The sequence below is a fragment of the Kribbella sp. NPDC049174 genome, assembly GCF_043197365.1.
Lineage (GTDB): Bacteria > Actinomycetota > Actinomycetes > Propionibacteriales > Kribbellaceae > Kribbella.
The window spans coordinates 110,437-136,840 of the sequence record NZ_JBICSZ010000013.1 but is presented as its reverse complement, the minus strand read 5'-3'; the positions used below and the strand labels follow the sequence as shown (position 1 = coordinate 136,840).

Here is a 26,404-nt window from a genome sequence, read left to right as displayed (position 1 = left end):
CGCGGCACGACACACCCCACAACATCCACCCACACCGCGGCGGAACAATACCCCGCAGCCATCACCAGAACTTGACTCGACCTATAGCCAGCTAGATGTCCGCTTCGGGTCCGGCGGAGGTGTCCGCTTCGGGTCCGGTGGAGGTGTCCGGCGTCGCGAGGTAGACGGCGAAGGGCGCGTCCGGCCGCACCTCGTCGGATCCTTCGACCAGGCCCTCCGCGGTGATCTCACCCGCGTAGGTCATGCCGAGGCGCTCCATCACCGCGCGCGTCGGCACGTTGATCCGCTCGGTCAACGCGATCACCGCCTGAGCCGCCAGCGTCCCGAACGCGAACTCCAGCCCGGCGCGCCCGATCTCGGTCGCCAACCCGCGCCCGCGGGCCGACTCGATCAGCGCCCACCCCAGCTCCAGCCGGTCGACGGACCAGTCCGGTCCCACCAGCGCACCGATCGCCTCCGCCGCTGGCGCGCCCGCCGTAATCCGGGACAACCCGCCCCGCCCGGCAAGCGCTCCGCTGTCGCGCTCGTACGCAATCCACTTGTTGACGCCGTCGGCGTCCCACCGGGCCCGCGCCTCCGTGGCACGACGTACGGCCTCGTCCTCCGACAGGGTCTCGGCGTACCAGTGCGCGACCCGCGGATCGGCGAACAGAGTCACCAGGTCCGCCGCATGTCCGGGCAGGACCGCACCGGGACCCGTCAGCGGTTCGAGACGGAGGCGGTCGGTGAAGCGGGTGCGGACCACGTGGGCCACGATGTCGCGCAGCCGCCGGTCGCCGTCGGTGCGGTTCACCATCAGCAGGTCGAGATCGTCAGGTCCGACCCAGGCGCCCGCGTCGTGCTTGCCCGCTTCGAGCCGCGGTCGGGCGAGGTCCCCGTCGACGGTGATGAGGTAGTCGAGCTCACGCCGTACCCGGCCCTCGTGCTCCCACTCCCAGTCGGCGACGGGCCAGACGATGTCGCGGACCTTCCAGCCGGTCTCCTCCTCGACCTCCCGCGCGAGCGCCTGCTCCGGCGTCTCGCCCGGCTCCAGGTGTCCACCGACGATGTCCCAGATCCCGGGCAGCAAGCGCCGTTCTGCCGTACGGCGCTGCACATAGACGCGATGCTGCTCGTCACGGATCAGGGCACCCACACAGTCGACCGCACGCATGCTGCCAACCTAGACCGCGGCTGTGACAGAGTGCTGAGCCGTGTCGACAGCCCAGCAGAAGCCAGCACCACATCAACCGAAGCCGGAATCGCGGTGGGACGTGCGGTCGGTGGCGCTGGTCCTCGTGGTGGTCGCACTCGGCTGTGGCATCAGTGGCGCGTTCATCGGTGAGACCGTGGTCGGTGCGATCGGCCGGGCCGTGGACCACCGTGAGCTCGTCCTGCGTGCGCTCGGCTGGTGCTGGGGTGGACTGCCGTACGTCGTGATCGCTGCAGCCCTCGCCGGCCGGTCGAAGCTGAGCCGCAACGTCCGGCTGTCCCTCAAGTACCTCCTGGCGGCGTGGATCGGCAGTGCGGCGTTACTGATCCCTGGCCGGTACAGCAGTCTCGAGGATCGCTTCGGCACCGCCTATCCGGACGCCCGCCCACTCAGCTTCGGGTGGGCCTGCGGTTTCCTCACGACAGCGGTCACATTTCTCCTGATCGCTGTCGCCATACTCCTCCTCAAGAAGGTCCACGGCACTCTCACCAAACAGCACGTACCAACGCTCAACCGGGTCGTCACAACCACCTGGGCGATCCTCACCGCGGCCGGACTGGTCGCAGCACTGATCGGACCGATGCCATGACGAACATCCTGCTCATCTTTTCGGACGACCACGGCTATGCGGACCGCAGTGCGCTCGGAGTGCATGCCGACGTACGGACGCCGTCGTTGGACCGGCTGGCCGCTGGTGGGGTCAGCTGCACGAGTGCCTACGTGACGGCGCCGATCTGCAGTCCGTCGCGGGCCGCGATCATCTCCGGGCGCTACCAGCAGCGGTGGGGCGGTCAGTGGTTCGACTCGGCCAGCTTCGCGCCGGACGACGTACCGAGTCTGGCGGAGTTGCTGCAGGAACGTGGCTACCGGACTGGGTACTTCGGCAAGGTTCACTACGGTGATGAGTCGGTCGGGGACCGCGCCTGCCCGCCGCACCACGGGTTCGAAACGACGCTGTACGGCCTGGCCGGTCAGTCACTCGGCAGGCTGAACTACCTGCATCACTCAGAGCAGGCGCAGAGCGAGTACGGCGCCGATGCCGCGCGGTACATGGCGGTGCAGCCTCTGCTGTCCGGTGACGAGCCGGTCGAGCACGAGGGGTTCCTGACCAGTGAGCTGGGCCGACGGGCCGCAGACTTCATCCAGGCGGAGGACGAGCGGCCGTACTTCTGCATGGTCGCCTTCAACGCGGTGCACAACTTCTGCTGGCAGCTCCCGCCGGACGAGTTGGCCCGCCGCGGCCTGCCGACGTACGACGACTGGAAGCCGGACAGCGGAGCGTCGTACGGCGAGTGGTACGACGATGTGATCGTGCCGAACCTGCCGCACGGGCGCGAGTACTACCTGGCTCAGCTGGAGCTGATGGACGCGGAGATCGGCAAGCTGCTCGACCTGCTCGACGCGACCGGGCAAGCCGACGACACGGTGGTCGTCTACACCACCGACAACGGCGGCTCGACGTGCAACTTCGGCGACAACGCGCCACTCCGTGGGACCAAGTACACCGTCTGGGAGGGCGGCATCCGGGTCCCGATGCTGTGGCGGTGGCCCGCGCGCCTGCCGTCGGCGCGTGAGACCGACGCTCTGGCGAGCACACTCGATCTGGTGCCGACACTGGTGGCTGCTGCTGGTGACGAGGTGGAGTCGGACGGTCTCAACCTGCTGCCGGTGCTGAACGGCGACACGGACTCAGCCCACACCGCACTGCACTGGGACTGTGGCTTCCAATGGGCTGTGCGCTCGGGTGACTGGAAGCTGAGCTGGGTCGACGGCAGCGATGCGCAGGTTCAGCACCTCAGTAGCTACGAACATGCCCCGATGGGCGATGGCTGGCATCTGGCCAACCTGACCGAGGATCTGGGCGAACAGCACAACCGCATCGACGACGAGCCGGCTGTCGCGCAGCGCCTCCGCGACCTGCATGCCGACTGGCGCACCGAGGTCGGTCTGGGCGGCTCAGACCCGACTGCCGTGCTCGGTGATCCGGTTGGGCATGAAGGCGACAGCGACCACTAGTAGGACGGCCGCGGCTGCGGCGCCGTAGTACACGTCGTGGATCGCAGGCGCGAGCACCTCGCCGGGCAGATTCTCCAAGTCCGCGTGACTGTCACCGAGCCGTGCAGCGACCACACCGTTCGCCACCGCGCCGAAGACCGCGACACCGACCGCACTGCCGACGGAGCGGGCGAACATGTTGGCCCCGGTCACCACACCACGCGTCTGCCAGGCGACCGACGACTGCGCGGCCACCACCGACGGAGAGGCGGAGAAGCCGAGTCCGAGGCCGATGACGAAGCAGGCCGCGGCCAGGTGGAGTACGGCGCTACCGGAGTCGACCGTGAGCAGCAACGCGGCTCCGATGACGACGATCACCGAGCCGAACAGCATCGTCGTACGGAAGCCGACGCGCAGATAGATCCGGCCGGCCAGTGAGGCCGCGATCGGCCAGCCCAGGGTCATGGCGGCCAACGCGAAGCCGGCGACGAGAGCCGACGTACCCAGCACTCCCTGGGCGTACAGCGGCACGTACGTCGACAGGCCGATCATCAGTACGCCGATCAGCAGCGCGGACGAGTTGGCGGAGTTCAGCACGCGCTGGCCGAGGACCCACAGCGGCAGGATCGGTTCGGTCGCGCGGCGCTCGACCAGGACGAACGCGGTCAGCAGGACGGCGGCCGCGACCAGGATCGTGATGCTGGGCGGCGAGTCCCAGGTCCACATCACGCCGCCCTCGAGCAGGCCGAGCAGCAGCAGCGAGCCGCCGACCGCGAGCAGGATCGCACCGGCGTAGTCGATCTGGTGACTGGTCTGCTTGGTCACGTTCTCCTGGAAGCGGCGGGTCAGCACCCAGGCGGCCGCCAGCCCGAGCGGGATGTTCACGAAGAAGATCCACCGCCAGGAGATGAAGTCGGAGAACACCCCGCCCAGGGTCGGGCCGACGAAGGACGCGATCCCCCACACGCTGGCGATGTAGCCCTGCACCTTGGCCCGCTCGGCGACCGTGTAGATGTCGCCGACGATCGTCATCCCGATCGGCTGGATCGCGCCGGCGCCGAGCCCCTGGATCAGCCGGAACGCGATCAGCGCCGGCATGCTCCAGGCGAACCCGCACAGCACCGAGCCGAGCACGAACAGGCCGACGCCGAGCAGCATGATCGGCTTGCGGCCGCGCAGGTCGGCGAGCTTGCCGTAGATCGGCACCGAGACGGCCTGGGCGAGCAGGTAGATCGAGAACAGCCAGGGGAACTGGGTGAAACCGCCGAGATCGGCGACGACGGAGGGTACGGCGGTCGCGAGGATGGTCGCGTCGATCGCCACCAGCCCGATACTCAGCATCACCGCGAGCAGGATCGGCCCGCGTTCCGACCGAAGCCCCACCCCCGCCGCTCGGTCGATCTCCTCAGTAGTCATCGCTTCAAGCAACTTACGTCACGAGCAAACGATTCCCGAGCCCCTGACCGCCAAGTGGACCGGCGCGCGGTTGGTGGGCATGGTGGGCCGGGGCGCGGATACGCTCCGCAGGGTGAGGATGCGGGACGGTGTGGTGCGGGCTGTCGTGCTCGTGGTGACCGTGTCGCTGACCCTGGTGCTGCTGCCGATCGCGATCAACGTCGGCACCGGCGGCACCGCCCCCGGCTTCCTCGCCCCGTACGCCGGCTGGACCTGGCCCCTCATCGGCGCGCTCTGGGTGATCGCGATCGTCACCGCGCTCATCGAGTTCCGCAGCCGCCGGCTGCCGACCGTCTCCGGCCGCTCTGCCGACCAGCCCCGCAACCGCCCGAACGCGCTGGCCCGCGTCGACCGCTACCTCTCCCAGCGAGTAGCAGGCTCCCTAGCCTCCCGCACCCGCATCGCCCTGGCCGTCGACGAACGCCCTGAAGCAGTCGTCCGCCCGTACGACCTGTTGGTCCAGCCACTCGACAGCGCCCCCGAGCAAGTCCCCGAGGACCAGGACATCGCCGCAGTCTTCGACCAACTCCAGGACTCCATGCTGATCCTGGGCGCACCAGGCGCCGGCAAGACCACTCTGCTCCTCGACCTGGCCCGCACTCTCTCCGAGCAGGCCCACGCGGACGAGAACAAGCCGATCCCGGTCCTGATCGACCTGGCCGGTTGGTCGGCAAACCCGTCCCGCGGCACCGACGACGACCCACTCGACAGTCCGTACCTCGCCGGCTTCGTCCGCTGGCTCCTTACCGAGCTCAACGCCAGGTACGGCATCCCACCCGCGGTAGGCCGCACCTGGCTGCGCCGCGGCCGTCTCGCCCTCCTGCTCGACGGCCTCGACGAGATCGCCAAGCCACACCGCGACAAGCTTGCACCCGTACTGGAAGAGCTCCGCCGCCACTACCTCGTCGGCAAGATCGCAGTGACCTGCCGGACCCAGGACTACGAGCTCCTGCCCAACCAGCTCAGCCTGTACGGCGCTGTGCACATCAGACCACTCACCCGGCAGCAGGTCCTCGACTACTTCGCCGCCGTAGGACCGGAGCTCGACGGCGCCCGAGCCGCCATCGAGCAGGACGACGAGCTCTGGGACCTGGTCAACTCGCCACTGATGCTGAACGTGATGATCCTCGCCTACCAGGGCCGCGCCCCGGAGGAGGTCGTCGCAGGCGGCGTCGCGGACCTGCGCCGCGAACTGTTCGACACCTACATCTCCGAGGTCCTGTCCCGCGACCGCCTGTCCAACCGCCAGTACGACTCCCGCACAGCCGTCCGCTCCCTGTGGTGCCTGGCCTGGTGGACCCGCAAGCGTGCCGGCGACCGGACCGCCGTACCGAGATGGCTCACGCCCAACGGCTGGCACGGACTCTCGGTGCCAGAGGTGGACTACCTCGCACACGCGGTCTGCCTACCCGCACTGTTCGCCGGCCTCGCTGCTGGGGCGACACTCGCTGCAGTCGCGCAGTACGGCGTACTGGCGGGCCTGGCTGTGGCCGGTTCAGCACTGCTCCTGGTGCACCTGCGGCCGCACCCGTGGCAGGTGCTCACCACTGACAGCTCCAAGCCGCCGTGGGCACCGTTGCTGGCGCTGACCTTCATCGCAGGTACGGCGACGACTCTCATCCTGGTCGTCGCCGGTATGGGCCTGGTCGAGCTCCTACCGGTCTGGCTGGCGCTGACCATCGAGGCCCTGGCGATCGGAGCGTCGTACGCGGTCGAGCTGATCGTGTTCCATCACAACCGGCGTCGGCTGCTGCTCGCGGTCCGGCTGACCGTGGTCGTCGTGGCCGGCTGGCTGGCCCTCAGCCTCGGCAACGCGCCCGGCAGCTTCGCAACCGGTCTCGCCATCGGACTCATGGTTGCCCAGGGCATCAGAATGGTGAAGTCGCTGCCGACCGATCACCTGGTCCTCGCCGGCGCCGGGCACGGCTGGCGGATGGATCCGTGGGTGATCGGCGGCGCGCTGGCCGGCATCCTGCTGGCGACTGCACTCGGCGCCGACCTGACATCACCCGAGCTGGAAGCCGTCGCCGGCGTACTGGTCGGAGTCGTCGCCGCCAAGGCCTGGCGCCGCCGGCCGCCGGTGTTCGCCGGGCCGCTGTCCCGCCTGCTGCACGACTTCCTGCTGCGCTGGACCGGCTACCTCCCGTGGCGCCGTCGCGCCTTCCTCCGGTACGCCGCCGACCGCTACGTGCTGGCGCGCACGGGCCGTGGTGAGTACTCGTTCATCCACCTGCTCGTCCGCGACCACCTGGCCGAGTGCTCACCCAACGACCTGGCCACCAAGGTCGACCGCCGCATCACCGAGCGCACTAGATCCCGAGTTCCTTCCTGACCGTCGCGGCCACCTCGGGGGCGGAGTCGACCACGGTCAGGCGGCTGTGGGTGAAGGCGAAGGAGAATCCGCAGGTCGGGTCGGCGTACGCCTCGGAACCACCGAGACCGCCGAACCCGAACGCCTCCTCGCGGCCACCGGTGACCTCGTCGCCGTGCGAGTAGCCGTACGACTTCAGCACCGGCACCCCGACCACAAAGTCGGCATCACGCCGCCTGATCCGGGTCGCCTCAGCCGACAACAAGGGCGCACCACCGGTCGCCAGTACGCCGTATAGCCGGGCACCCGCGCGTGCCGTCATGGTCGCGGCGAACGGCAACGGCGCGGACGCCGCCCAGGACCGACCAGCAGGAGCGGTACGACGGGGCACGATCGAGCCGATGTCGATCCGCCCGACCACCCGCTGGAACAACTCAGGAAAGTCGCGGGTGTCGACCGCGCTGTCGTCGACCTCCGCCAACCGATGCGCCAGCGCGTCCGGCGGTGCGATGAACAGGTCGTCCTCGAGACCCAGTGGGGCCCTCCGGGAAGAACGGAACGCCGGCGCTGTGCTCGAGCACGTGCCCGACCGTCACCTCGTCCTTGCCATGGGCACCGAAAGACGGCCACAGGTCGGCGACGCGGTCGTCGTACCCGAGGATGCCGCGGTCGACCAGGATGTGCACGGCGGTCGCGCCGATCCCCTTGCTCACCGAGAAGACCGGGAACAGGGTCTGACCGTCCACATCGGCTCTGGACCACGCGTCGACCACCAGGTCGCCGTCGAGGTACGCCGCGACCTGGACGCCGAGCTCGCGACCGTCCGCGACCAGAGACTCGAGCAGTTCACGCATGAGTCACTCCGTGACGGGTTCGTTGAGGGCGTAGCCGATCAGGCAGCTGGTCAGGACCAGCGCGATCAGCGTGGACAGGGCGACGCGCAGCGAGGAGTGCTCCGCGATGGTGCCGAGCACCGGAGTGGCGACACCACCGATGCTCACCGCCAGACCGAGCGTCATCCCGCCGGCGGTGCCGACCCGGCCGGGCAGGAAATCCTGGCCGAGGGTCACGTGCAGCGAGAACGGGATCGACATCGCGATCGCGGTCGCCGCGAGGAAGGCGAAGAACACCGGCCCGGGGACGAACACCAGCCCTGCGATCGCCGGGACAGCGAGCCCGTACGACGTCCGCATCGTCCGGACCCGCCCGTACCGGGTGGCGAACCGCCCGCCGAGCAGCGTCCCGAACGCGCCGGCCGCGAACAGGACGAAGAGCGTCACCCCGCCGGTCGTGGTCCCGCCGCCGACCCGCTGACCGGCGTACAGGGCGATGAACGTGCCGAGCCCGACGAAGACGATCGAGCGGCAGACCATGATCGCCGACAACCGCAGGAACGACGACCAGTCGTCCCGCCCGGCCCTTTGCAGGCGCCCGGTGACTACTCGGGAGCGATGCGACCGGACCGCGAGCGATGTGATGACTGCTCCGGCCAGAGCAGGCACGACGAGCACCGGCGTCAGCGACAACCCGCCGACCGCGATGATCGGCGTGACCAGCACCGGCGCGAGCGCGAATCCGACGTTCCCGCCGACCGAGAACCAGCTCATCCCGACGTGGCTGTCGCCGCTCACCGCTCGCGCCATCCGCGCCGCCTCCGGGTGGTAGGCCGCGACCCCGAGCCCGGACAACGCGGCCGCCAGCCAGCTCAGCAGATACGTGTCGCCCACTCCGACGAGCGCGATCCCGAGGCCCGCGGTGGTCATGCTGATCGGGATCAACCAGGCCAGCGGCCGCCGATCGATCAGTACGCCGAACACCGGCTGCACCACCGAGGACAGCAGGGTCGCCGCCAGCGTGATCCCAGAGACCGCCACATAGCCGAGCCCGCGCTCGGCAACCAGAAACGGAACCAGGGCCGGTACGGCGCCCTGGTACACGTCCACGCAGGCATGCCCGATCGCCATCAGCCCGATCGGTCGAAGTCTCAGCACACCGTCGATCCTGGTCGAGCGGGCCGCTGTCCGGCTTCCGATAAAATGCCAATCTATGCCGGAAATCCGCCAACGCCGTCCCGCGAACACCGGCTCCCTGTCCATCCCGGCGGGAGGCGGCATCGACCCGCACTGGCACGAGCAGCACCAGATCGTGTACGCCGGTCGCGGCGTCCTCTCGGTGACGACGGAGGCCGGCAGCTGGATCGCCCCCGCGAACCGGGCGATCTGGGTCCCGGCCGGCACCCTCCACCAGCACCGCGCGTACGGCGAGACAGCCCTGCACACCGTCGGCCTCACCGAGAACCCCCTCGGCCTGGATGCGCCGTCGGCACTGGTGGTCAGCCCGCTGCTGAGAGAGCTGATCCTCACGTACACGACACCAGGAGGTGATGTCGACGAGCGCGACAGACTACGTGCCGTGCTGCTGGACCAACTCCGGCACTCGCCCCAGCGTCCGACGTACCTACCGACTCCTCGCGACCCACGCCTCGCCGCGGTGTGCAAGCTCCTACAAGACGACCCAGCCGACAACAGGACGCTCGCTGAGCTGGGCCGGCAGATCGGTGCAAGCGAACGCACACTGAGCCGCCGCTGCCGCACAGACCTAGGCATGACCTTCCCCCAGTGGCGCACGCAGTTGCGGCTGCACACCGCGCTCAGGCTGCTAGCCGGCGGCGAGTCAGTGACCCGCGTCGCTCACCAGTGCGGCTGGGCGTCGACCAGCGCGTTCATCGACACCTTCCGCCGTGCCTTCGGTCACACCCCTGGCTCACGCAAAGCCTGATCAAGAATGCGGCTCCACTGCCGCACGATCCCGCGCCGCCGCGCACTGTCATCCGTGAGCAAGTCAGCCAGACCCAACCCGCGTGCCATGTCCAGCACACCCTGCACGGTCTCCCGCACCCCAGGAGTCCGCTCACTCACCTCAAGCACTTCCAGCAGCGCCCTGTGTGCCTGCCGTCCGACATGCGACTCCAGCCGGACGATCTGCTTTCGCAGCGCCTCCTCTGTCGACGCGGCCACCCACAGATGCAGTGCGGCCCGGAAGATCGGTCCGGTGTAGACATCCGCGAGCATCCCGACGATCGCCTCGGTCCGCCCCGGCCCACTGGGCAGTGCGGCGGCCTGTGCCCTGATCTCCGCCAGCCGGACCTCGGTCATGTACTCGACCGCCGCGGCGAACAGATCCGCCCGCGTCGGGAAGTGGTGCTGTGCGGCACCCCGCGAAACCCCAGCCCGGGCCGCGACGACCGACACCGTCGTCGCGGCGTACCCGACCTCGGCCAGTGACTCCACCGCCGCCTCGAGCAGCCGCTGCCGGGTGGCCCGGCTGCGGTCCTGCTGGGGTTCTTTGAGGGCCTCACTCACGGGCGGCCTCGCGGGCTCTGAGCTCGCGCCGCAGGATCTTGCCCGAGGCCGCCTTCGGCACCGCCTCGATGAACTCCACCTGCCGGACCTTCTTGTACGGCGCCACCCGCGCGGACACGTACTCGATCACGTCGGCCTCGGTCAGCGCCACCCCGGGCATCGGTACGACGAACGCCTTCGGCACCTCGTTGCCGTCGGCCTGCACCCCGATCACCGCCGCGTCCGCGATCCGCTCGTCGGTGAGCAGTACCGCCTCCAGCTCGGCCGGCGGCACCTGATAGCCGTGGTACTTGATCAGTTCCTTCACCCGGTCGATGACGTACAGGTACCCGCGGTCGTCCATTCGCCCGATGTCGCCGGTGTGCAACCAGCCGTCCCGGTCGATGGTCGCGTCCGTCTCGGCCGGCCGGCCCAGGTACCCCTTCATCACCTGCGGCCCGCGGATCCAGATCTCGCCCTCGGCCGCGTCGTTGCCATCAGCACCGACCAGCCGCATCTCGGTGGACGGGAAGAGCTTGCCCACGGCACCGGGCGGCGGCTCCTCGTCGTCCTGCGGGACCGAGTGCGTGCCCGGCGACAACTCGGTCATCCCGTACGCCTGCAGCACCGCGTGCAACCCGAGCCGCTTGGCACACGCCTCGGCCAACTCACCGTCCAGAGGGGCCGCGGCGGACATCACGTACTTCAGTGCGGACAGGTCCACCCCGTCGACGGCCGGGTGCTTCGCCAGCGCCAGTACGACGGGTGGCGCGACGAATGCCCGAGTGATCCGCTGCTGATCGAGGGTGGTCAGGAACTGCTCCAGGTCGAACTTCGGCAGGACGACCACCGTCGCGCCGAGCCGGAGCGGCAGGTTCATCAGCACGGTCAGCCCGTAGATGTGGAAGAACGGCAGGATCGCGATGATCCGTTCGTCCTCGTCGAGTTTGATCATCACCTCGGCCTGCGCGATGTTCGTCGAGATGTTCCGGTGCGTCAGCATCACGCCCTTGGCCGCGCCCGTCGTACCACTGGAGTACGGGAGTACGGCGACGTCCTCGGCCGGATCGATCATCACCTCCGGCTCGGGGCCGGTCGACGCGATCAGCTCCATCACCGAGCGGTATCCCTCGGCCGCGTCGCAGACGAAGATCTCGGTCACGTCGGTGCCTTCGACGGCCGCGGTCGCCACCGGCAGGAACAGCGAGATCGTCACCAGCAGCTTCGCCTTGGAGTCCACCAGTTGCTTGTGCAGCTCGTCCGCGGTGTAGAGCGCGTTCACGGTCGTCACGGTCGCGCCCGCGCGGGTGGCGCCGTAGAAGACGACCGGGTAGAGGATCGTGTTCGGGCTGTAGAGCGCGATCGTGTCGCCGTGGCGGATGCCGAGCTCGGCCAACCCGGCCGCGACCCGGCGGCTCATCCCGTCCAGCTGCGCGTAGGTGATCTCCCGGCCGCTGACGCCGTCCACCAGGGCCGGCCGGTCGCCGTACTCCTGGGCCCGGCCGAGCACGGCGTCGTGGATCGGGACGTCGAGGATCTCGACGGGTGGGAACTCACTGGTGATCATCGGCGGATCCTCCTGTCAGTACGACTTGGGTAGACCGAGCGAGTGCTGGGCGACGAAGTTGAGGATCATCTCCCGGCTCACCGGCGCGATCCGGGTGGCCCGCGCGGCGGCGACCAGCGAGGCGACGCCGTACTCCGTCGTCATACCGTTGCCGCCGAGGGACTGGACCGCCTGGTCGGTGGCCCGGACGGCGACCTCGCCGGCGGCGTACTTGGCCATGTTCGCCGCCTCGCCCGCGGCCAGGTCGTCGCCGGCGTCGTACAGGGCGGCGGCCTTCTGCAGCATCAACCGGGCCAGTTCGAGTTCGATCTTGATCTGCGCAAGCGGATGCGCGATCCCCTGATGCGTGCCGATCGGCGTCTTCCACACCTGCCGGTCCTTGACGTACGCCGTCGCCTTGCCCAGCGCGTGCCGCGCGATCCCGACCGCGAACGCGGACGCCATGATCCGCTCCGGGTTGAGTCCGGCGAACAGTTGCAGCAGGGCCGCGTCCTCGGCGCCGACCAAAGCTTCGCGCGGCAGCTGGACGTCGTCGAGGAACAATGCGAACTGCTTGTCCGGGCTGATCAGATCCATCTCGATCTGGTTGAACTCCACCCCGGGCGCGTCCACCGGCACGATGAACAGGGCCGGCTTCAGCTTCCCGGTCCGGGCGTCCTCGGTCCGGCCGACGACCAGGACCGCCTTGGCGACGTCCAGTCCGGAGATGAACACCTTGCGCCCGGTCAGTGACCAGCCGTCCTCGGTACGCCGTGCGGTCGTGGTGATCTCGTGGGAGTTCGAGCCGGCGTCGGGCTCGGTGATCGCGAAGGCCATGATCGTCGTACCGTCGGCCAGGCCCGGCAGCCACTGCTGCTTCTGCGCGTCGGTGCCGAACCGGGAGATCACCGTGCCGCAGATCGACGGCGACACGACCAGCATCAGCAACGGGCAACCCGCGGCGCCGAGCTCCTCGAGCACGATCGACAGGTCGGCCATACCGCCGCCTCCGCCGCCGTACTGCTCGGGCAGGTTGACGCCGAGATACCCGAGTTTGCCGGCCTCGAGCCACAGCTCGGTGGTGTGCCCGCCGGTGCGCGCCTGGTGGTTGAACCAGTCGTAGCCGTACTTCTTGCCCAGCTCACCGACTGCTTTGCGCAGCGCTCGCCGTTCCTCGGATTCGATGAAGCTCATGCTTCCTCCTCGACCACGGCCAGTACGGCGCCGACCTCGACCTGTTGTCCTGCCTCGACTGTGAGCTCGCCGACCACCCCGTCGGCCGGAGCGGAGATGGTGTGTTCCATCTTCATCGCCTCCAGCCACAGCAGCGGCTGCCCCTGTTTGACCTCGTCACCCACCTGTACGCCGACCCGGGTCACGACGCCAGGCATCGGCGCCAGCAAAGATCCCGCCGACACCTGCTGCGACGGATCCGTGAACCGCTCCACCGGCGTCAACGCCACCGACCCGAGCGACGAGTCCACACACACCAGCCCGTCGTACGCCGCCACCTCGAACGCCCGCCGTACGCCGCCAACCTCCAGCACCACCCGCTCCGGACTGTGCGAGACGAGCTGAACGTCGTCCTCCACCACCAGCCCGTCCCGGGTCAGCCGGTAGGCCACCTCATGCGTCGTCTCACCCGCCCGATAACTCTTCCGCTGCGGCTGCGAAGCCACATTCCGCCACCCACTGGGCACCCGCACCCCCTGCCCCCGCCCAGCAGCATCCCCCAACGCCGCCGCCAACGCAGACAACCGCGCAACCTGCGGATCCGCCGGCACACCGATCCCATGCCGCTCGAAGAACCCGGTGTCGGTGTCCCCGGCAAGAAACGCCGGATGCCGAAGGGTCCAGCCGAGCAGGTCGCGGTTGGTCCCCACCCCGTGGATCGTGGCCCGATCCAACTCCGCGGCCAGCCGCCTCGCCGCCGCAGTCCGCTCAGGAGCCCACACGATCACCTTCGCCAGCATCGCGTCGTAGAACGGCGAAACCTCCGAGCCGTCCTCAACCCCAGAATCCACCCGCACCCGCGGCGCCGCCTGCACAACAAGCCGGCCCGCCGCACTGCCAGCCGGCAGGCCTTGCCGCGCCTCCCACGCTTCGCCGCCCCTCTCCACATCCCCCGCGCCGGCGGCCTCCGGCCGCCGGCGCGGGGTGGTTGGAGCGAGTCCGCTGTTCCCACCGCCCACCGCGAAGCGATGGAGCGTGCCTGTTTGGGGTTGCCAGTCGTTGGTGGGGTCTTCGGCGTACAGGCGGACCTCGATCGCGTGGCCGACCGTGGCTGGAGGCTCGGCCGGTAGGCGCGCGCCGTCGGCGACCGCGAACTGCAGCTCCACCAGGTCGAGGCCCGTGGTCTCCTCGGTGACCGGGTGTTCGACCTGGAGCCGGGTGTTCATCTCCAGGAAGTAGAACGCACCGGCCTCGTCCGCGAGGAACTCGACCGTGCCGGCACCGACATAACCAATGGCAGCGGCCGCCTTCCGGGCCGCGTCGAAGAGTAAGGCGCGCATGGACGGGATGCGTTCGACCAGTGGTGACGGGGCTTCCTCGATCACCTTCTGGTGGCGGCGCTGGATGGAGCACTCGCGTTCGCCGACCGCCCAGATCGTGCCGTGCTGGTCGGCCATGATCTGCACTTCGATGTGTCGGCCGGCCGCCAGGTACCGCTCGCAGAACACCGTCCCGTCACCGAAGGCCGACAGCGCCTCCGCCGACGCGGCCTCGATCTCACCCGGCAAATCCTCCAACCGCGAGACCACCCGCATCCCGCGCCCACCGCCACCCGCCGACGCCTTCACCAGCACCGGAAGATCAGCGGCCGACACCTGCGCCGGCGTCAGCTCGGCGAGCACCGGCACACCCGCCGCGGCCATCAGTTTCTTCGCCTCGATCTTCGACCCCATCGACGAGATCGCGTCCACCGGCGGCCCGATCCAGGTCAGCCCGGCCTCGATCACCGCCTGCGCGAACCCCGCGTTCTCCGACAGGAACCCATACCCCGGATGCACCGCGTCCGCACCGGCTCGCAGCGCCGCCTCGATGATCAGCTCGCCGCGGAGATAGGTCTCGCCGGGCGTGTTCCCGGGCAGGTGCACCGCCGCATCGGCCTCAGCCACATGCGGCGACCCCGCGTCGGCAGTGGAGTGGACCGCGACGGTCGAGAGCCCGAGGGCGCGGGCGGTCCGGAAGACCCGCCGGGCGATCTCGCCGCGGTTGCCGACGAGAACCGTAGAGATTGGGGTGCTCATCGGGCTCACATCCTGAAGACGCCGAAGTTGGCGCCGTCGAAGCGGGTGCCCTCCACGGGGGCCGAATGGATCGCGGACAAACAGATCCCCAGCACCGTCCGGGTGTCACGGGGATCGATGACGCCGTCGTCGTACAGGCGGCCGGACAGGAACATCGGCAGTGACTCGGCTTCGATCTGGCCCTCGACGTACGCGCGCATCTGCGCGTCCCCCTCCTCGTCGTACGGCATCCCCTTCGCCTCCGCGGCGGCGCGCGCCACGATCGACAGCACCCCGGCGAGCTGCTGCGGACCCATCACCGCCGACTTCGCCGACGGCCAGGCGAACAGGAACCGCGGGTCGAACGCGCGACCGCACATCCCGTAGTGGCCGGCGCCGTACGACGCGCCCATCAGGATCGAGATGTGTGGCACCCGGGAGTTGGAGACCGCGTTGATCATCTGCGCGCCGTGTTTGATGATCCCGCCCTGCTCGTACTCCTGCCCGACCATGTAGCCGGTGGTGTTGTGCAGGAAGATCAGCGGCGTGTTCGCCCGGTTCGCGAGCTGGATGAACTGCGCGGCCTTCTGCGACTCCTCGCTGAACAGGACGCCGCGCGCGTTCGCCAGGATGCCGACGGGATACCCGTGCACCGTCGCCCATCCGGTCGCCAGCGACGACCCGTACAGCGGCTTGAACTCGTCGAAGACCGACCCGTCCACCACCCGGGCGATCACGTCCCGCGGATCGAACGGGATCTTCAGGTCACCCGGCACGACCCCGAGCAACTCGTCGGCGTCGTACCGAGGTTCGTCGTACGACGGCAACGGCTCCGGACCGAGTTTGCGCCAGTTGAGCCGGGACACGATCTGCCGGCCGAGCCGGATCGCGTCCTGCTCGTCGACGGCGAAGTAGTCGGCCAGCCCCGAGACCCGCGCGTGCATCGACGCACCGCCGAGCGACTCGTCGTCCGCGTCCTCGCCGGTCGCCATCTTGACCAGCGGCGGCCCGGCCAGGAACACCTTCGCGCCGCCGTCGACCATCACCACGTAGTCGCTCATGCCGGGGATGTAGGCACCGCCCGCGGTCGAGTTGCCGAACACCAGCGCGATCGTCGGGATGCCCTCGGCCGACAACCGGGTCAGGTTGCGGAACATCGCGCCACCCGGGATGAAGATCTCCTTCTGCGTCGGCAGATCCGCGCCGCCGGACTCGACCAGGCTGATCACCGGCAGCCGGTTCGCTCTAGCGATCTCGTCGGCCCGCAAGGCCTTCTTCAAGGTCCAGGGATTACTCGCGCCGCCCTTGACGGTGGGATCGTTGGCGGTGATCAGGCACTCGACGCCTTCGACCACGCCGATCCCGGTCACCAGACTGGCGCCGACGGTGAAGTCGGAGCCCCACCCGGCCAGCGGCGACAGCTCGAGAAACGGCGAGTCGGGGTCGAGCAGGAGTTCGATGCGTTCGCGGGCCAGCAGTTTGCCGCGCTTGTGGTGGCGTTCGACGTACTTCTCCCCGCCACCCGCCAGCGCCTTGGCATGCTCGGCGTCCAGTGCCTCGAGCTTCTCCAGCATCGCCTCGCGATTGGTCATGGGGCCTCCCGGCCTGGACTGAGGAGCGGAGGGAGCGCAGCGACTGGAGCGACGAGGGAAGGGTGGGAGTCAAAGCCCCATGACCCCGCCGTGCCGGAGGCGCGGCAATTCAATACCGTCATGCGGTGAACCCCAGGTGTTTCGCGGCGAGGGCGGTCAGGATCTCGGTGGTGCCGCCGCCGATCGCGAGAATCTTCTGGTCGCGGTACTGGCGCTCGACCTCGGCCTCCCGCATGTAACCGAGCCCGCCGTGCAACTGGAGCGCCTGGTCGCACACCCACTGCCCGGCCTCGACCGCGGTGTTCTTGGCGAAGCACACCTCGGCGATCACGTCCTCGCCCCGTGAAGCCTGTTCAGCCACGTGATGCACGTAGACCCGGGCGACCGAGATCCGCCGCGCCATCTCGGTCAGCGTGTGCTGCACGGTCTGCCGCGAGATCAACGGCCGGCCGAAGGTCTCCCGGGCCCGGCACCACTCCACGGTCAGGTCGAGCGCCCGCTGCGCACCGGCGTACGCCTGCACCGCCAGAGTCAGCCGCTCGGCGACGAAGTTCACCGCGAGCTGGACGAATCCGGTGCCTTGGGCTCCCACCAGGTTGGCCATCGGTACGCGGACATCCGTGAACGACAGCTCGGCCGTGTCCGAGCACAGCCAGCCCAGCTTCTCCAGCTTCCGCGAGACCGTGAACCCGGGAGCGTCCTTCTCGATCACCAGCAGGCTGATTCCGTGCGCACCCGGCCCGTCCGTGCGGACCGCGGTGGTGACGAAGTCCGCGCGGCAGCCCGAGGTGATGTAGGTCTTCGCGCCGTTGACGACGAACGAGTCACCGTCCCGCCGGGCCGTCGTACGCAGCGAGGCGACATCCGATCCAGCGTCGGGCTCGGTGATCGCCAGCGCGCCGATCAACGCGCCGTCGAGCGTCGGCCGCACCCACCGCTCGATCTGCTCAGCGTTGCCCGAAGCAACGATATGCGGCAGCGCGATCCCGCACGTCAGCAGTGAAGCGACCAGCCCGCCAGACCCACCCGCGTAGTGCATCTCCTCGACGACCGCGATCGCGTCCAGCAGCGAGCCACCACCGCCCCCGACCTCGGCCGGGAACCCGACTCCGAGCAGCCCGAGCTTCCCCGCCTTCTCGTGCAGCTCCCGCGGCAACTCCCCGGCCCGCTCCCACTCGTCCAGGTAAGGCAGTACCTCAGCGGCCATGAACCGCCGGACGGACTCACGGAAGTCGTTCACAGCAGGACCTCCGGTACGTCGACGTACCTGGAGCGGAGCCATTCGCCGACGGCCTTCGCCTGCGGATCGAAGCGTGCCTGTGCTGCGACGCCCTCACCCAGCAAGCCTTCGACGACGAAGTTGACCGCCCACAGGTTCGGGAGGAGGTAGCGGGTGACAATCAGTGGCTGAGTCTCTGGGAGGAGCTCCTGGAACAGCTCGACCGTCAACGTGTGCGCGAGCCACCGCCAGGCCTTCTCCTGCCGCACCCACACACCGACGTTCGCGTCCCCACCCTTGTCGCCGGACCGGGCACCGGCGATGCGGCCGAGCGGGACCTCACGCGTCCGCGGGCGCCCACTGCTCGCGAGCTGGGGCAGCGGTATCGGCAGTTCGATGTCCTCGACCGGCGACAGCAACTGTGTCTCCGCCGCGGGCTCGATGACCTTGCGGGTGCCATCCGGCAGTACGACGACCTGCTCGACCTCCCGGATGTCGACGTACCCGGCCTGGAAGATCCCGTACGGCGATCCGTCGCCGGGCGGGGCGGTGACGTGGAATCCGGGGTAGCTGGACAACGCCAGCTCGATCGCGGCGCTGGAGAACGCACGACCGACGACCTTCGGGTCCGGGTCCTTCACGGCACAGCGGAGGAAGACGCTCGCCTCCTCCTCGGAGTCCGCGTTCGGTTTCTCGGTCCAGGCGAGGGTCCACTTCAGCTCGGCCGGTCGCGTCGGCAACGCCCGCTCGAGCTGTCGCTGGACCAGCTCCGCCTTGGCCTCGAGCTCGAGCCCGGTCAGGACGAAATCCACCTCGTTGCGGAACCCGCCGACGCTGTTGAGCGACACCTTGTACGTCGGTGGCGGCGGCTCACCGCGGACGCCGCTGATCCGGACCCGATCGGGTCCGTCGGCGCTGAGCTCGATCGTGTCGAGGCGGGTGGTGACGTCGGGACCGGCGTACCGGGCGCCGGTGATCTCGTACAGCAGTTGCGCCTTGACCGTGTCGATCGTGACCACGCCGCCGGTGTTGTCGTGCTTGGTGATGACGCTGCTGCCGTCGACGTCGATCTCGGCGATCGGGAACCCGGGCCGGCCGAGATCGTGGATCTCACCGAAGAACGAATAGTTGCCGCCCGTCGCCTGACAGCCGCATTCGATCACGTGCCCGGCCGCCACGGCACCGGCGAGTTCGTCGTACTGGGTCCGCTTCCAGCCGTGATGGGCGGCGGCCGGTCCGACGATCACCGAGGCGTCGGTGACCCGGCCGGTGACGACGACGTCCGCCCCGGCCTGCAGGGCCTCCGCGATGCCCCACGCACCGAGGTAGGCGTTGGCCGTCAGCGGTGCGCCGAGGTCAAGCTCTGCGGCTCTGCCGAGGAGGTCGTCGCCTTCGACGTAAGCGATCTTCGGGTGCAGGCCGAGCTTGTCGGCCAGCGTCTGGATCGCGGCCGCGAGGCCCGCTGGGTTGAGACCTCCGGCGTTGCTGACGATCTTGACGCCCCGGTCGAGTGCCTCGCCGAGGCCGGTCTCGAGTTGTTTGAGGAACGTCCGCGCGTACCCGAGCGCCGGGTCCTTCAGCCGGTCCCGGCCGAGGATCAGCATGGTCAGCTCGGCCAGGTAGTCGCCGGTCAGGACGTCGAGCGGCCCACCGGTGAGCATCTCCTGGACCGCGCTGAACCGATCGCCGTAGAACCCGGACGCGTTCCCGATCCTGATCGGCGTGGTCATCCGAACTGCCCTCGCTCCCGGCCCTTGCCGGGCAGCCCCGCGAACGCCTGGATGATGCCGAGCCACTCCTCCGCGTCCGCGCCTTCGGCCTGTACGTCGAGGTCGTCGCGGTGCCGGCGTTGTGTGGCCAGCAGGCAGAAGTCGAGCGCCGGGGCCGTCACGCGCTGGGTGGCGTCGTCGGGACCCCAGGTCCAGGTCTGACCGTCCGGACCGGTGAGTTCCACGCGGAACTGCTCGGCCGGTGGGGTGCGGCTGTTCAGGAGGTAGGCGAAGTCACGGGTGCGGACGGCCAGGTGGGCGACGTGACGCAACCGGTTCGATGGCCGGCGGGTGACCTGCAGTGCGTCGACCACGTCCTGCCCATGCGCCCACGTCTCCATCAACCGGGCTGTCGCCATTGAGGTCGGGCTCATCGGCGGTCCGTACCAGAGCACCTTCTCGCCGGCCGGGACCTGCTTGAGCGCCTCGGCGATCTCTGCCCGGGTCTCTCGCCAATAGGTCAGCAGTTGATCCGGTGGCAGTGTGGCCGTCTCGTTGGCGCCCTCGTCGACGTACGTCGATGGGTTGGCGGCCGCATGCTCCAGTGAGGCCATGAAGGCGTCGGGATCGGTGATGGCCAGGTGCGCGGCCTCGTCGGTCCAGGCGAGGTGGGCGATCTGGTGGGCGATCGTCCAGCCCTCGGCCGGTGTCGCCGTGGACCAGTCCTCGGCCGGCAATCCACCGACCAACCGGTCCAGGTCCGCGCTCTCGGCCCACAGGTCGGCCAGCACTTCGTCCAGTTGCACGCTGCACTCCCTGGGGTAGGGACCTTGCAGGCCGAGCGTTGCACGGTCGGCAAAAAGAATCAAGCGTGCTTGTTTTTCAGTTCGGCAGTCTGGGCGGTGTCCAGTCGGACCACTGCGCGGTCGCCTTCCGCCAGGCCGCGGGCGGGATCAGCCGGGCGGCGACGGACACTCCGAGGTGGGCGAGCCGGCTGGTGTTCGACGTCCGCCGTACCGACGCGCGGGCCGCCTCCGCCATCGGGTGCACCCTGGCGCGGCGCTGCTCGTCGTACCTCTTCAGCCCGTCGGCGACATCACCCGATGCGAGGCAGGCCGCGAGGACGACGGCGTCCTCGATCGCCTGGCACGCGCCTTGGCCCAGGTCCGGCGGCATCGCGTGCGCCGCGTCGCCGAGCAGGACGACGCGATCGTTCACGAACGTCGGCAGCGGGTCGATGTCGACGATGTCGTTGTGCAAGACCTGATCCTCGGGCGTCGTCGCGATCAGCGCCGGAATCGGGTGGTGCCAGTCGCCGACCCGATTCAGCACCTCGCGGCGATCGTCGGCGTACAACTGGTTCGGCCGGTCCGCGTTGACCATGACGAACCAATAGACGCGCTCGTTCGGGAGCGGCAGTACGCCGACCTGCACGCCGCGGCCGAGTGTCAGCGACTCCTGCACCGGCCAGACCGATCCGCTCGGCGTCACCCCACGCCAGACCGTCCGGTGCTGGAAGACCGGGTCGCCGGACCACAGGCTGCGCCGGGTGATGCTGTTGACTCCGTCGGCGGCGATCACCAGGTCGGCGCTGAGTTCGTGTTCCTCGCCGGCGGTTCGGCAGACCACCACGCCCTTCGGTGACACCGACACCACCTCGGCATCGGTGTGCAGGGCCGCCTCGGACAGTTCCTTCCGCAGTACGTCGTGCAGGTCGGCGCGATGGATCGCGAGTACGCCGACATCCTCCGAGTGACTGCGGCGCAGCCAACGGCCGGACGGCGTCCGCAGGTTGCCGCGCGAGACGGTCGGGATCGTCCGTGGCTCGACGTCCAGTCCGAGCACGTCGAGGGCCCGTTCCGCGTTCGGCCACAGCGTCAGCCCGGCGCCGACCTCGGCGATGATCGGAGCCCGCTCCAGCACGGTCACCGACCAGCCGATCCGTCGCAGTCCGACCGCTGCCGCCAGCCCTCCGATTCCGGCGCCGATGATCAGCGCGGTCGAAGTTTCTTCACGCGTCCCCATGCGTCGGAGGCTACTTCTTCGCAGGCTCCCGGGGGGAAGTGGTCTACCAGGTCTGGTGTCGGATTCAAGCGTTTCGATCGGTGTGGAAAGTCTTTCAGAGGACCCGGTGTCGGTGTTACGCAAGACCAATGCATGGTTCGCTGCCCGGGAAGGCCGCCGAGATCCGGGCGTTGCTGCTCAGCTTGATCGACACCCTGCCCGAGGGTGCCGCACTGCCGCCGGAGCGGGAACTGGCCGTCCGCTGGAACGTGGCCCGGATGACGCTGCGCCGCGCGGTCGACGAACTGGTGATCGAGGAACTGCTGGTCCGCCGGCACGGCAGCGGGACGTACACGACCCGCCCGAAGGTGGCGAAGTGGCTCGGCATGATCGGTTTCTCCGAGGACGTCCGGCGGCGCGGGATGCGACCGGGCAGCACGATGCTCGAGTTCCGCCACCTTCGCGCTGAGCGCGCCGCGGCCCGAAGGCTCCGGATCCCGGTCGGCGATCCGATCATCACGTTCACCCGGCTCCGCCTGGCCGACGACGTACCGATGGTGGTCGAGCGCACCACGCTGCCCGCCGGATACGTGCCCGGTCTGCAGGCCGACGACCTGAGTGGGTCGCTCTACGACCTGCTCACCACCCGGTACGGCATCGACCACGTCAGCGGCACCTCCCGGCTCGAACCGGTCATGCCCGACGCCAAGACCGCCGGCTGGCTCGACATCCCCGTCACGCAGCCCTGCCTCGCCGTCCACGGCATCAGCTTCGACAGCCGCGACCGCGTCTTCGAGTACACCTCAGCCCTCTACCGAGGCGACCGCTACGCCTTCACCACCGAACTCCGCACCACCCCCACCCCCCGAGCCGACGCCCGCGGTCTGTAAATCTCTTTGCTGTAGGCAAGGAGTTGTTGTCCCGTCACGATGATTACTCTCGGTGGGTGGTTGATAACTATCGTGGTGTGGGACATGGATCTCAGAAGCCCGATCAGCACCGTCGTCCCATCCCTCGACGGCCCCGTGCTGCAAGTGCTCGCCCGCAGCGAACGCGGCCTCTCCGGCCGGCAGATCCACAAACTCGCCGGCGCCGGTAGCGTCGCGGGCGTCCGCCTCGTCCTGCAGCGGCTCGCGACGACCGGCCTCGTCCACGTCGACGACGTCGGCAACTCGTTGCTCTATCACCTCAACCGCAACCACCTCGTCGCCCCGGCGGTGGAGTTCCTCGCCGACCTCCGCAGTACCCTCACCAGCCGCCTCGCCGACGAGATCAGTGCCTGGCGGATCCCGCCGGTGCACGCCAGCCTGTACGGCGCGATCGCTCGTGGCGACGGTGACCTCGAGAGCGACGTCGACCTGCTGCTGATCCGCCCGGACCAGGTCGACACCGGCGACGTGCTCTGGGAAGACCAGGCCGCCCGCCTGATGCAGTCCGTCGTCGACCTCACCGGCAACCCGGCTCACGTCTTCGAGCTCAGCCGCACCGAGCTCACCGACCACCTCACCAAAGAGGACCCGATCCTCAACGACTGGCTCCAACCGAGCCTCCCGCTGTACGGCGTACCGGTCCCGTCTCTCCTGGACCGGACGGCTCCCGTGCATCGTGCGCGACTAGGCGTGAGCTGACCGAGGGTTCACTGGCCGATTAGCGGTGCCATCAGTCGTGCGATCCGGCTCTCGCGGCCGGTGAGGCGTTCCTCCGTGTCGGCGACCGTCATCGCCCGCAGGCCCGCGTTGATGCCGAGCCAGCGCACCGGTTCAGGTTCCCAGCGGCGTGAGCGGTGGCCGACCCACGGCAGCCGGACGAGGCCGGTGTCGTGCCCGAGGATCAGGTCCGTCAACGTCCGTCCGGCCAGGTTCGCCGTACTGACGCCATCGCCGACATAACCCCCGGCCCAGGCCAGCCCCGAGCCGCGGTCGAGCCCGACCGACGGGCACCAGTCCCGCGGGATGCCGAGCGGCCCGCCCCACGCATGCGTGAAGCTGACGCCGTCGAGCCCGTCGAACAGCTCCCGCAAGGTGGCCCGCAGCGCCGCGAAGACGCGAGGCGCCTCGTCGTACGACGCCTTGATCCGCGAGCCGAAGTGGTACGGCGCCCCGCGGCCACCGAACGCCAATCGCCCGTCGGCCGTGCGTTGGCCGTAGATGATCAGGTGGCGGTGGTCGCTGAACGTCGGCCGGTCGGCGAGCCCGATCTGTTCCCAGCGGGCGTCGTCGAGCGGCTCGGTCGCGACCATCAGCGAGTACACCGGAGCGACCGTGCGCGGCTCCCCGTTCAGTCCCGGCGTGAACGCCTCGGTGGCCCGGACCACCACGTCGGCCCGCAGGACGCCGTACGACGTGCTCACGCGGCCGGGCTCGATCGCGTTCACCGGAGTGTTCTCGTGGATCGTCACGCCGAGGCGTTCGACGACGGCGGCCAGTCCGCGGACCAGTTTGCCGGGGTGGACGGCGGCGCAATGCGGCGTGAATGTTGCCCCGAGCACCTTTGTGGCCCGGATCCTCGAGGCCACCTCCGCCGGTGTCAGGAAACGAAGGTCACCCGGACCCCAATCAGGGGCAGCAGCCACCTCGGCCCGGGCCCGGGCGAGCTGGGTCGGCGTGCGGGCGAGCACGATCGTGCCGCCCTTGTGGTAGTCGCAGTCGATGCCCTCGGCGGCACTGACGAGACCGACCTCGTTGACCGTCGCCTGCATCGCCCGGTGCAACTCGATCGCGGCATCGCGGCTCGATCCGGGCAGCGACGCCAGCCGCCGCGACGAGACCGGAAACAACGCCGAACACCAACCACCATTACGTCCGGAGGCCCCGAACCCGGCCGTCCTCGCCTCCAGTACGACGATGCGCAGCGTCGGATCGGCTTTCGCCAGGTAGTAGGCGGTCCACAGGCCGGTGTAACCGGCGCCGACGATCGCCACGTCCGCGTCCCGGTCACCTGCGAGCGCCGGCCGCTCGGCCGCGGGCTCGGTGGTCTCGGCCCAGAGGATCAGCGCACACCCCACGAATAGGTCTGTTTCACCAACTTGAGATAGACGAAGGTCTCGGTCGCCTTCACACCCTCGATCTGGCGGATCCGCTCCGACAGGACCCGGAGCAGGTGCTCGTCGCTTTCGCACAGCACCTCGGCCAGCAGGTCGAACGAGCCGGCGGTGATGACGACGTACTCGACCTCGTCCATCTTGGCCAACTCGTCCGCGATGGGCTCCAGCGCGCCCTCGGCCTTGATCCCGATCATCGCCTGCCGGTCGAAGCCGAGCTCGAGCGGATCGGTGACCGCGACGACCTGCATCACGCCGGCCTCGGTCAGCCGCTGCACCCGCTGCCGGACCGCCGCCTCCGACAGCCCGACCGCCTTGCCGATCGCGGCGTACGAGCGGCGCCCGTCCAGCTGGAGTTGTTCGATGATCGCCTTGGAGGTGTCGTCCAGCAACGCCTGGTTCTTGTCGGGATTGCCCGTTCGCACAGCCACTCCGAGATCCTCTCAGCGTCACGGGGCGTAAGCAAGTCGCCGCAGCGGATTTCGTTGCAAAATGGGCGAATAGCTTCGGAATCCCTTGTCTAGATCAGTTCGGTTTGACAGTATCGCCCGCGACAGCAGTTCTCTAGGGGGTCCTATGAGTCCTCGTCACCAGCCAGTCATCGGGCGCCGGGCCGTTCTTCGCGGGATGTCGTTGTCCGCTCTCGGGCTGGCCGGCGGCGGCCTGCTGACCGGGTGCGGTATCCCCGCCGCGAAGCAGGAGGCCGGCAGTTGCGTCAGCACCGACCTGTCGGCCGAGCAGAAGACGCTGCTCTTCTCGAACTGGCCGGGCTACATCGACGAGGACGAGGAGAACAGCGACGCGGTGCCGCCTACGCTGGCCGCGTTCCAGGACGAGACCGGGATCGAGGTCACCTACACCGCCGACGTCAACGACAACGCGGAGTTCTACGGCAAGGTCCGCGACCAGCTCGGCACCTGCCAGCCGTGCGGCCGGGACCTGTTCGCGCTGACCGACTGGATGGCGGCCCGGATGATCGGGCTGGGCTGGATCCAGAAACTCGACCACACGAAGATCCCGAACGTCGACGCCAACCTGCTGAAGCAGCTGAAGGCGCCGAGCTGGGACCCGAACCGGGACTACAGCGCGCCCTGGCAGAGCGGACTGACCGGGATCGCCTACAACTCCAAGGTCACCAGCGCCGTGGGCAGCTTCACCGACCTGCTCAACCGCGAGGATCTCAAGGGCCGGATCACCATGCTGTCCGAGATGCCCGACACCATGGGAGTCATGCTGCGCCTGGTCGGCGCGGACCCGGGCAAGTTCAACGACGCGGAGTGGAGCAAGGCGCTCGAGCTGCTCCAGGACAAGGTCGCGTCCGGGCAGATCCGGCGCTTCACCGGCAACGACTACGTGCAGGATCTGAACGCCGGCAACATCGCCGCCTGTGAGGCATGGTCCGGCGACGTCATCGCGATGCAGGCCGACAACCCCGACATCAAGTTCGTCGTCCCCGAAGAGGGCATGAATCTGTGGTCGGACAACCTGATGGTGCCGAACAAGGCCGATCACAAGGCGAACGCCGAGGCACTGATGAACTACTACTACGACCCCGAGGTCGCGGCCACCCTGGCGGCCTGGGTCAACTACATCTGCCCGGTCGAGGGCGCGCAGCAGGCGATGGAGGCGATCGACCCGGAGCTGGTCGAGGACCCGCTGATCTTCCCCGACCAGGCGATGCTGGCCAAGACATTCGCCTTCATGCCACTCGACACGTCCCAGGCGAAGCTCTACGAAACCGACTTCAACCTCGCGATCGGGGGCTGACAC

Annotated in this window: 23 protein-coding genes; 7 read left to right on the top strand and 16 right to left on the bottom strand. The window is 69.0% G+C overall.

Features of this window, described 5'->3' with window-relative positions:
* Positions 1-91: 91 nt before the first annotated feature.
* Entirely contained in the window at positions 92-1,153 is a 1,062-nt protein-coding gene (locus ACGFIF_RS40555; protein WP_393162519.1) for a GNAT family N-acetyltransferase, read from the bottom strand.
* 109 nt (positions 1,154-1,262) lie between these two features.
* Here ACGFIF_RS40555 and ACGFIF_RS40550 point away from each other — a divergent pair, with 109 nt between their 5' ends.
* Together ACGFIF_RS40550 and ACGFIF_RS40545 are read left to right on the top strand one after the other, a co-directional pair.
* Positions 1,263-1,781 carry a hypothetical protein gene (locus ACGFIF_RS40550; RefSeq protein WP_393162517.1) on the top strand — a complete coding sequence of 173 codons (519 nt, stop codon included), beginning with the start codon at positions 1,263-1,265 and terminating at the stop codon, positions 1,779-1,781.
* Positions 1,778-3,208, top strand: coding sequence for a sulfatase (locus ACGFIF_RS40545; protein ID WP_393162515.1), 1,431 nt, complete (start codon positions 1,778-1,780; stop codon positions 3,206-3,208). The genes ACGFIF_RS40550 and ACGFIF_RS40545 overlap by 4 nt, the downstream gene beginning before the upstream one ends.
* Here the strand turns inward: ACGFIF_RS40545 and ACGFIF_RS40540 are convergent.
* A complete protein-coding gene (locus ACGFIF_RS40540; protein WP_393162513.1) occupies positions 3,149-4,603 on the bottom strand; it encodes an MDR family MFS transporter in 1,455 nt (484 codons plus the stop codon). The genes ACGFIF_RS40545 and ACGFIF_RS40540 overlap by 60 nt on opposite strands.
* A gap of 118 nt (positions 4,604-4,721) precedes the next feature.
* Between ACGFIF_RS40540 and ACGFIF_RS40535 the strand changes: the two genes are divergently transcribed.
* Complete coding sequence (locus tag ACGFIF_RS40535) at positions 4,722-6,974, top strand: NACHT domain-containing protein (protein WP_393162527.1); 2,253 nt, start codon at positions 4,722-4,724, stop codon at positions 6,972-6,974.
* On the opposite strand, the gene ACGFIF_RS40530 is transcribed toward ACGFIF_RS40535, so the two are convergent.
* From ACGFIF_RS40530 to ACGFIF_RS40520, 3 genes are read right to left on the bottom strand one after another with little or no spacing between them, the layout of a single operon-like run.
* Positions 6,952-7,434 carry a hypothetical protein gene (locus ACGFIF_RS40530; protein ID WP_393162511.1) on the bottom strand — a complete coding sequence of 161 codons (483 nt, stop codon included), beginning with the start codon at positions 7,432-7,434 and terminating at the stop codon, positions 6,952-6,954. The genes ACGFIF_RS40535 and ACGFIF_RS40530 overlap by 23 nt on opposite strands.
* A complete protein-coding gene (locus ACGFIF_RS40525; RefSeq protein ID WP_393162509.1) occupies positions 7,388-7,807 on the bottom strand; it encodes a serine hydrolase domain-containing protein in 420 nt (139 codons plus the stop codon). Before ACGFIF_RS40525 ends, ACGFIF_RS40530 begins: the two co-directional genes overlap by 47 nt.
* A 3-nt stretch (positions 7,808-7,810) precedes the next feature.
* Positions 7,811-8,944 (bottom strand): MFS transporter, encoded by a 1,134-nt coding sequence (locus ACGFIF_RS40520; RefSeq protein ID WP_393162507.1) that lies wholly within the window; start codon positions 8,942-8,944, stop codon positions 7,811-7,813.
* Between the two features lie 55 nt (positions 8,945-8,999).
* On the opposite strand from ACGFIF_RS40520, the gene ACGFIF_RS40515 reads away from it, so the two are divergent.
* Positions 9,000-9,731, top strand: a complete 732-nt coding sequence (locus ACGFIF_RS40515; protein ID WP_393162505.1) for an AraC family transcriptional regulator — start codon at positions 9,000-9,002, stop codon at positions 9,729-9,731.
* On the opposite strand, the gene ACGFIF_RS40510 is transcribed toward ACGFIF_RS40515, so the two are convergent.
* The 9 genes from ACGFIF_RS40510 to ACGFIF_RS40470 all read right to left on the bottom strand — a co-directional run bounded on the left by ACGFIF_RS40510 (position 9,704) and on the right by ACGFIF_RS40470 (position 21,615).
* Complete coding sequence (locus tag ACGFIF_RS40510) at positions 9,704-10,315, bottom strand: TetR/AcrR family transcriptional regulator (RefSeq protein ID WP_393162503.1); 612 nt, start codon at positions 10,313-10,315, stop codon at positions 9,704-9,706. The two genes, ACGFIF_RS40515 and ACGFIF_RS40510, sit on opposite strands and share 28 nt — an antisense overlap.
* Entirely contained in the window at positions 10,308-11,861 is a 1,554-nt protein-coding gene (locus ACGFIF_RS40505) for an AMP-binding protein (RefSeq protein WP_393162501.1), read from the bottom strand. The genes ACGFIF_RS40510 and ACGFIF_RS40505 overlap by 8 nt, the downstream gene beginning before the upstream one ends.
* Before the next feature lie 15 nt (positions 11,862-11,876).
* Positions 11,877-13,034: an acyl-CoA dehydrogenase family protein gene (locus ACGFIF_RS40500; RefSeq protein WP_393162499.1), complete on the bottom strand. Its 1,158-nt coding sequence runs from the start codon at positions 13,032-13,034 to the stop codon at positions 11,877-11,879.
* Positions 13,031-15,091: an acetyl/propionyl/methylcrotonyl-CoA carboxylase subunit alpha gene (locus ACGFIF_RS40495; protein WP_393162497.1), complete on the bottom strand. Its 2,061-nt coding sequence runs from the start codon at positions 15,089-15,091 to the stop codon at positions 13,031-13,033. Before ACGFIF_RS40495 ends, ACGFIF_RS40500 begins: the two co-directional genes overlap by 4 nt.
* Positions 15,092-15,096: 5 nt before the next feature.
* A complete protein-coding gene (locus ACGFIF_RS40490; RefSeq protein ID WP_393162495.1) occupies positions 15,097-16,662 on the bottom strand; it encodes an acyl-CoA carboxylase subunit beta in 1,566 nt (521 codons plus the stop codon).
* A 118-nt stretch (positions 16,663-16,780) separates the two neighbouring features.
* The gene (locus tag ACGFIF_RS40485) at positions 16,781-17,902 is read right to left on the bottom strand and encodes an acyl-CoA dehydrogenase family protein (protein WP_393162493.1); all 1,122 of its coding nucleotides are present in this window, start codon (positions 17,900-17,902) and stop codon (positions 16,781-16,783) included.
* The gene (locus ACGFIF_RS40480; protein ID WP_393162491.1) at positions 17,899-19,611 is read right to left on the bottom strand and encodes an acyclic terpene utilization AtuA family protein; all 1,713 of its coding nucleotides are present in this window, start codon (positions 19,609-19,611) and stop codon (positions 17,899-17,901) included. Before ACGFIF_RS40480 ends, ACGFIF_RS40485 begins: the two co-directional genes overlap by 4 nt.
* On the bottom strand, positions 19,608-20,396 hold the full coding sequence (locus ACGFIF_RS40475; RefSeq protein ID WP_393162489.1) for a TIGR03084 family metal-binding protein: 789 nt from the start codon (positions 20,394-20,396) through the stop codon (positions 19,608-19,610). The genes ACGFIF_RS40480 and ACGFIF_RS40475 overlap by 4 nt, the downstream gene beginning before the upstream one ends.
* A 76-nt stretch (positions 20,397-20,472) precedes the next feature.
* On the bottom strand, positions 20,473-21,615 hold the full coding sequence (locus ACGFIF_RS40470) for an FAD-dependent monooxygenase (RefSeq protein WP_393162487.1): 1,143 nt from the start codon (positions 21,613-21,615) through the stop codon (positions 20,473-20,475).
* Between the two features lie 128 nt (positions 21,616-21,743).
* Between ACGFIF_RS40470 and ACGFIF_RS40465 the strand changes: the two genes are divergently transcribed.
* Positions 21,744-22,484: a GntR family transcriptional regulator gene (locus tag ACGFIF_RS40465; RefSeq protein WP_393162485.1), complete on the top strand. Its 741-nt coding sequence runs from the start codon at positions 21,744-21,746 to the stop codon at positions 22,482-22,484.
* A gap of 84 nt (positions 22,485-22,568) precedes the next feature.
* Positions 22,569-23,222: a hypothetical protein gene (locus tag ACGFIF_RS40460; RefSeq protein ID WP_393162483.1), complete on the top strand. Its 654-nt coding sequence runs from the start codon at positions 22,569-22,571 to the stop codon at positions 23,220-23,222.
* Positions 23,223-23,230: 8 nt separating this feature from the next.
* Here the strand turns inward: ACGFIF_RS40460 and ACGFIF_RS40455 are convergent, their stop codons facing one another.
* Together ACGFIF_RS40455 and ACGFIF_RS40450 are read right to left on the bottom strand one after the other, a co-directional pair.
* The gene (locus ACGFIF_RS40455) at positions 23,231-24,598 is read right to left on the bottom strand and encodes an NAD(P)/FAD-dependent oxidoreductase (RefSeq protein ID WP_393162481.1); all 1,368 of its coding nucleotides are present in this window, start codon (positions 24,596-24,598) and stop codon (positions 23,231-23,233) included.
* Complete coding sequence (locus tag ACGFIF_RS40450) at positions 24,583-25,023, bottom strand: Lrp/AsnC family transcriptional regulator (protein WP_393162525.1); 441 nt, start codon at positions 25,021-25,023, stop codon at positions 24,583-24,585. Before ACGFIF_RS40450 ends, ACGFIF_RS40455 begins: the two co-directional genes overlap by 16 nt.
* Positions 25,024-25,210: 187 nt before the next feature.
* Here ACGFIF_RS40450 and ACGFIF_RS40445 point away from each other — a divergent pair, with 187 nt between their 5' ends.
* Entirely contained in the window at positions 25,211-26,401 is a 1,191-nt protein-coding gene (locus ACGFIF_RS40445) for a spermidine/putrescine ABC transporter substrate-binding protein (RefSeq protein ID WP_393162479.1), read from the top strand.
* Positions 26,402-26,404 lie beyond the last annotated feature (3 nt).

Excerpts from the sequence above, each read along its gene's own strand:
- ACGFIF_RS40555 (WP_393162519.1), bottom strand. The coding sequence starts at position 1,153 with ATGCGTGCGGTCGACTGTGTGGGTGCCCTGATCCGTGACGAGCAGCAT.
- ACGFIF_RS40545 (WP_393162515.1), top strand. The coding sequence starts at position 1,778 with ATGACGAACATCCTGCTCATCTTTTCGGACGACCACGGCTATGCGGAC.
- ACGFIF_RS40540 (WP_393162513.1), bottom strand. The coding sequence starts at position 4,603 with ATGACTACTGAGGAGATCGACCGAGCGGCGGGGGTGGGGCTTCGGTCG.
- ACGFIF_RS40535 (WP_393162527.1), top strand. The coding sequence starts at position 4,722 with ATGCGGGACGGTGTGGTGCGGGCTGTCGTGCTCGTGGTGACCGTGTCG.
- ACGFIF_RS40525 (WP_393162509.1), bottom strand. The coding sequence starts at position 7,807 with ATGCGTGAACTGCTCGAGTCTCTGGTCGCGGACGGTCGCGAGCTCGGC.
- ACGFIF_RS40515 (WP_393162505.1), top strand. The coding sequence starts at position 9,000 with ATGCCGGAAATCCGCCAACGCCGTCCCGCGAACACCGGCTCCCTGTCC.
- ACGFIF_RS40505 (WP_393162501.1), bottom strand. The coding sequence starts at position 11,861 with ATGATCACCAGTGAGTTCCCACCCGTCGAGATCCTCGACGTCCCGATC.
- ACGFIF_RS40500 (WP_393162499.1), bottom strand. The coding sequence starts at position 13,034 with ATGAGCTTCATCGAATCCGAGGAACGGCGAGCGCTGCGCAAAGCAGTC.
- ACGFIF_RS40495 (WP_393162497.1), bottom strand. The coding sequence starts at position 15,091 with ATGAGCACCCCAATCTCTACGGTTCTCGTCGGCAACCGCGGCGAGATC.
- ACGFIF_RS40490 (WP_393162495.1), bottom strand. The coding sequence starts at position 16,662 with ATGACCAATCGCGAGGCGATGCTGGAGAAGCTCGAGGCACTGGACGCC.
- ACGFIF_RS40480 (WP_393162491.1), bottom strand. The coding sequence starts at position 19,611 with ATGACCACGCCGATCAGGATCGGGAACGCGTCCGGGTTCTACGGCGAT.
- ACGFIF_RS40470 (WP_393162487.1), bottom strand. The coding sequence starts at position 21,615 with ATGGGGACGCGTGAAGAAACTTCGACCGCGCTGATCATCGGCGCCGGA.
- ACGFIF_RS40465 (WP_393162485.1), top strand. The coding sequence starts at position 21,744 with ATGCATGGTTCGCTGCCCGGGAAGGCCGCCGAGATCCGGGCGTTGCTG.
- ACGFIF_RS40460 (WP_393162483.1), top strand. The coding sequence starts at position 22,569 with ATGGATCTCAGAAGCCCGATCAGCACCGTCGTCCCATCCCTCGACGGC.
- ACGFIF_RS40445 (WP_393162479.1), top strand. The coding sequence starts at position 25,211 with ATGAGTCCTCGTCACCAGCCAGTCATCGGGCGCCGGGCCGTTCTTCGC.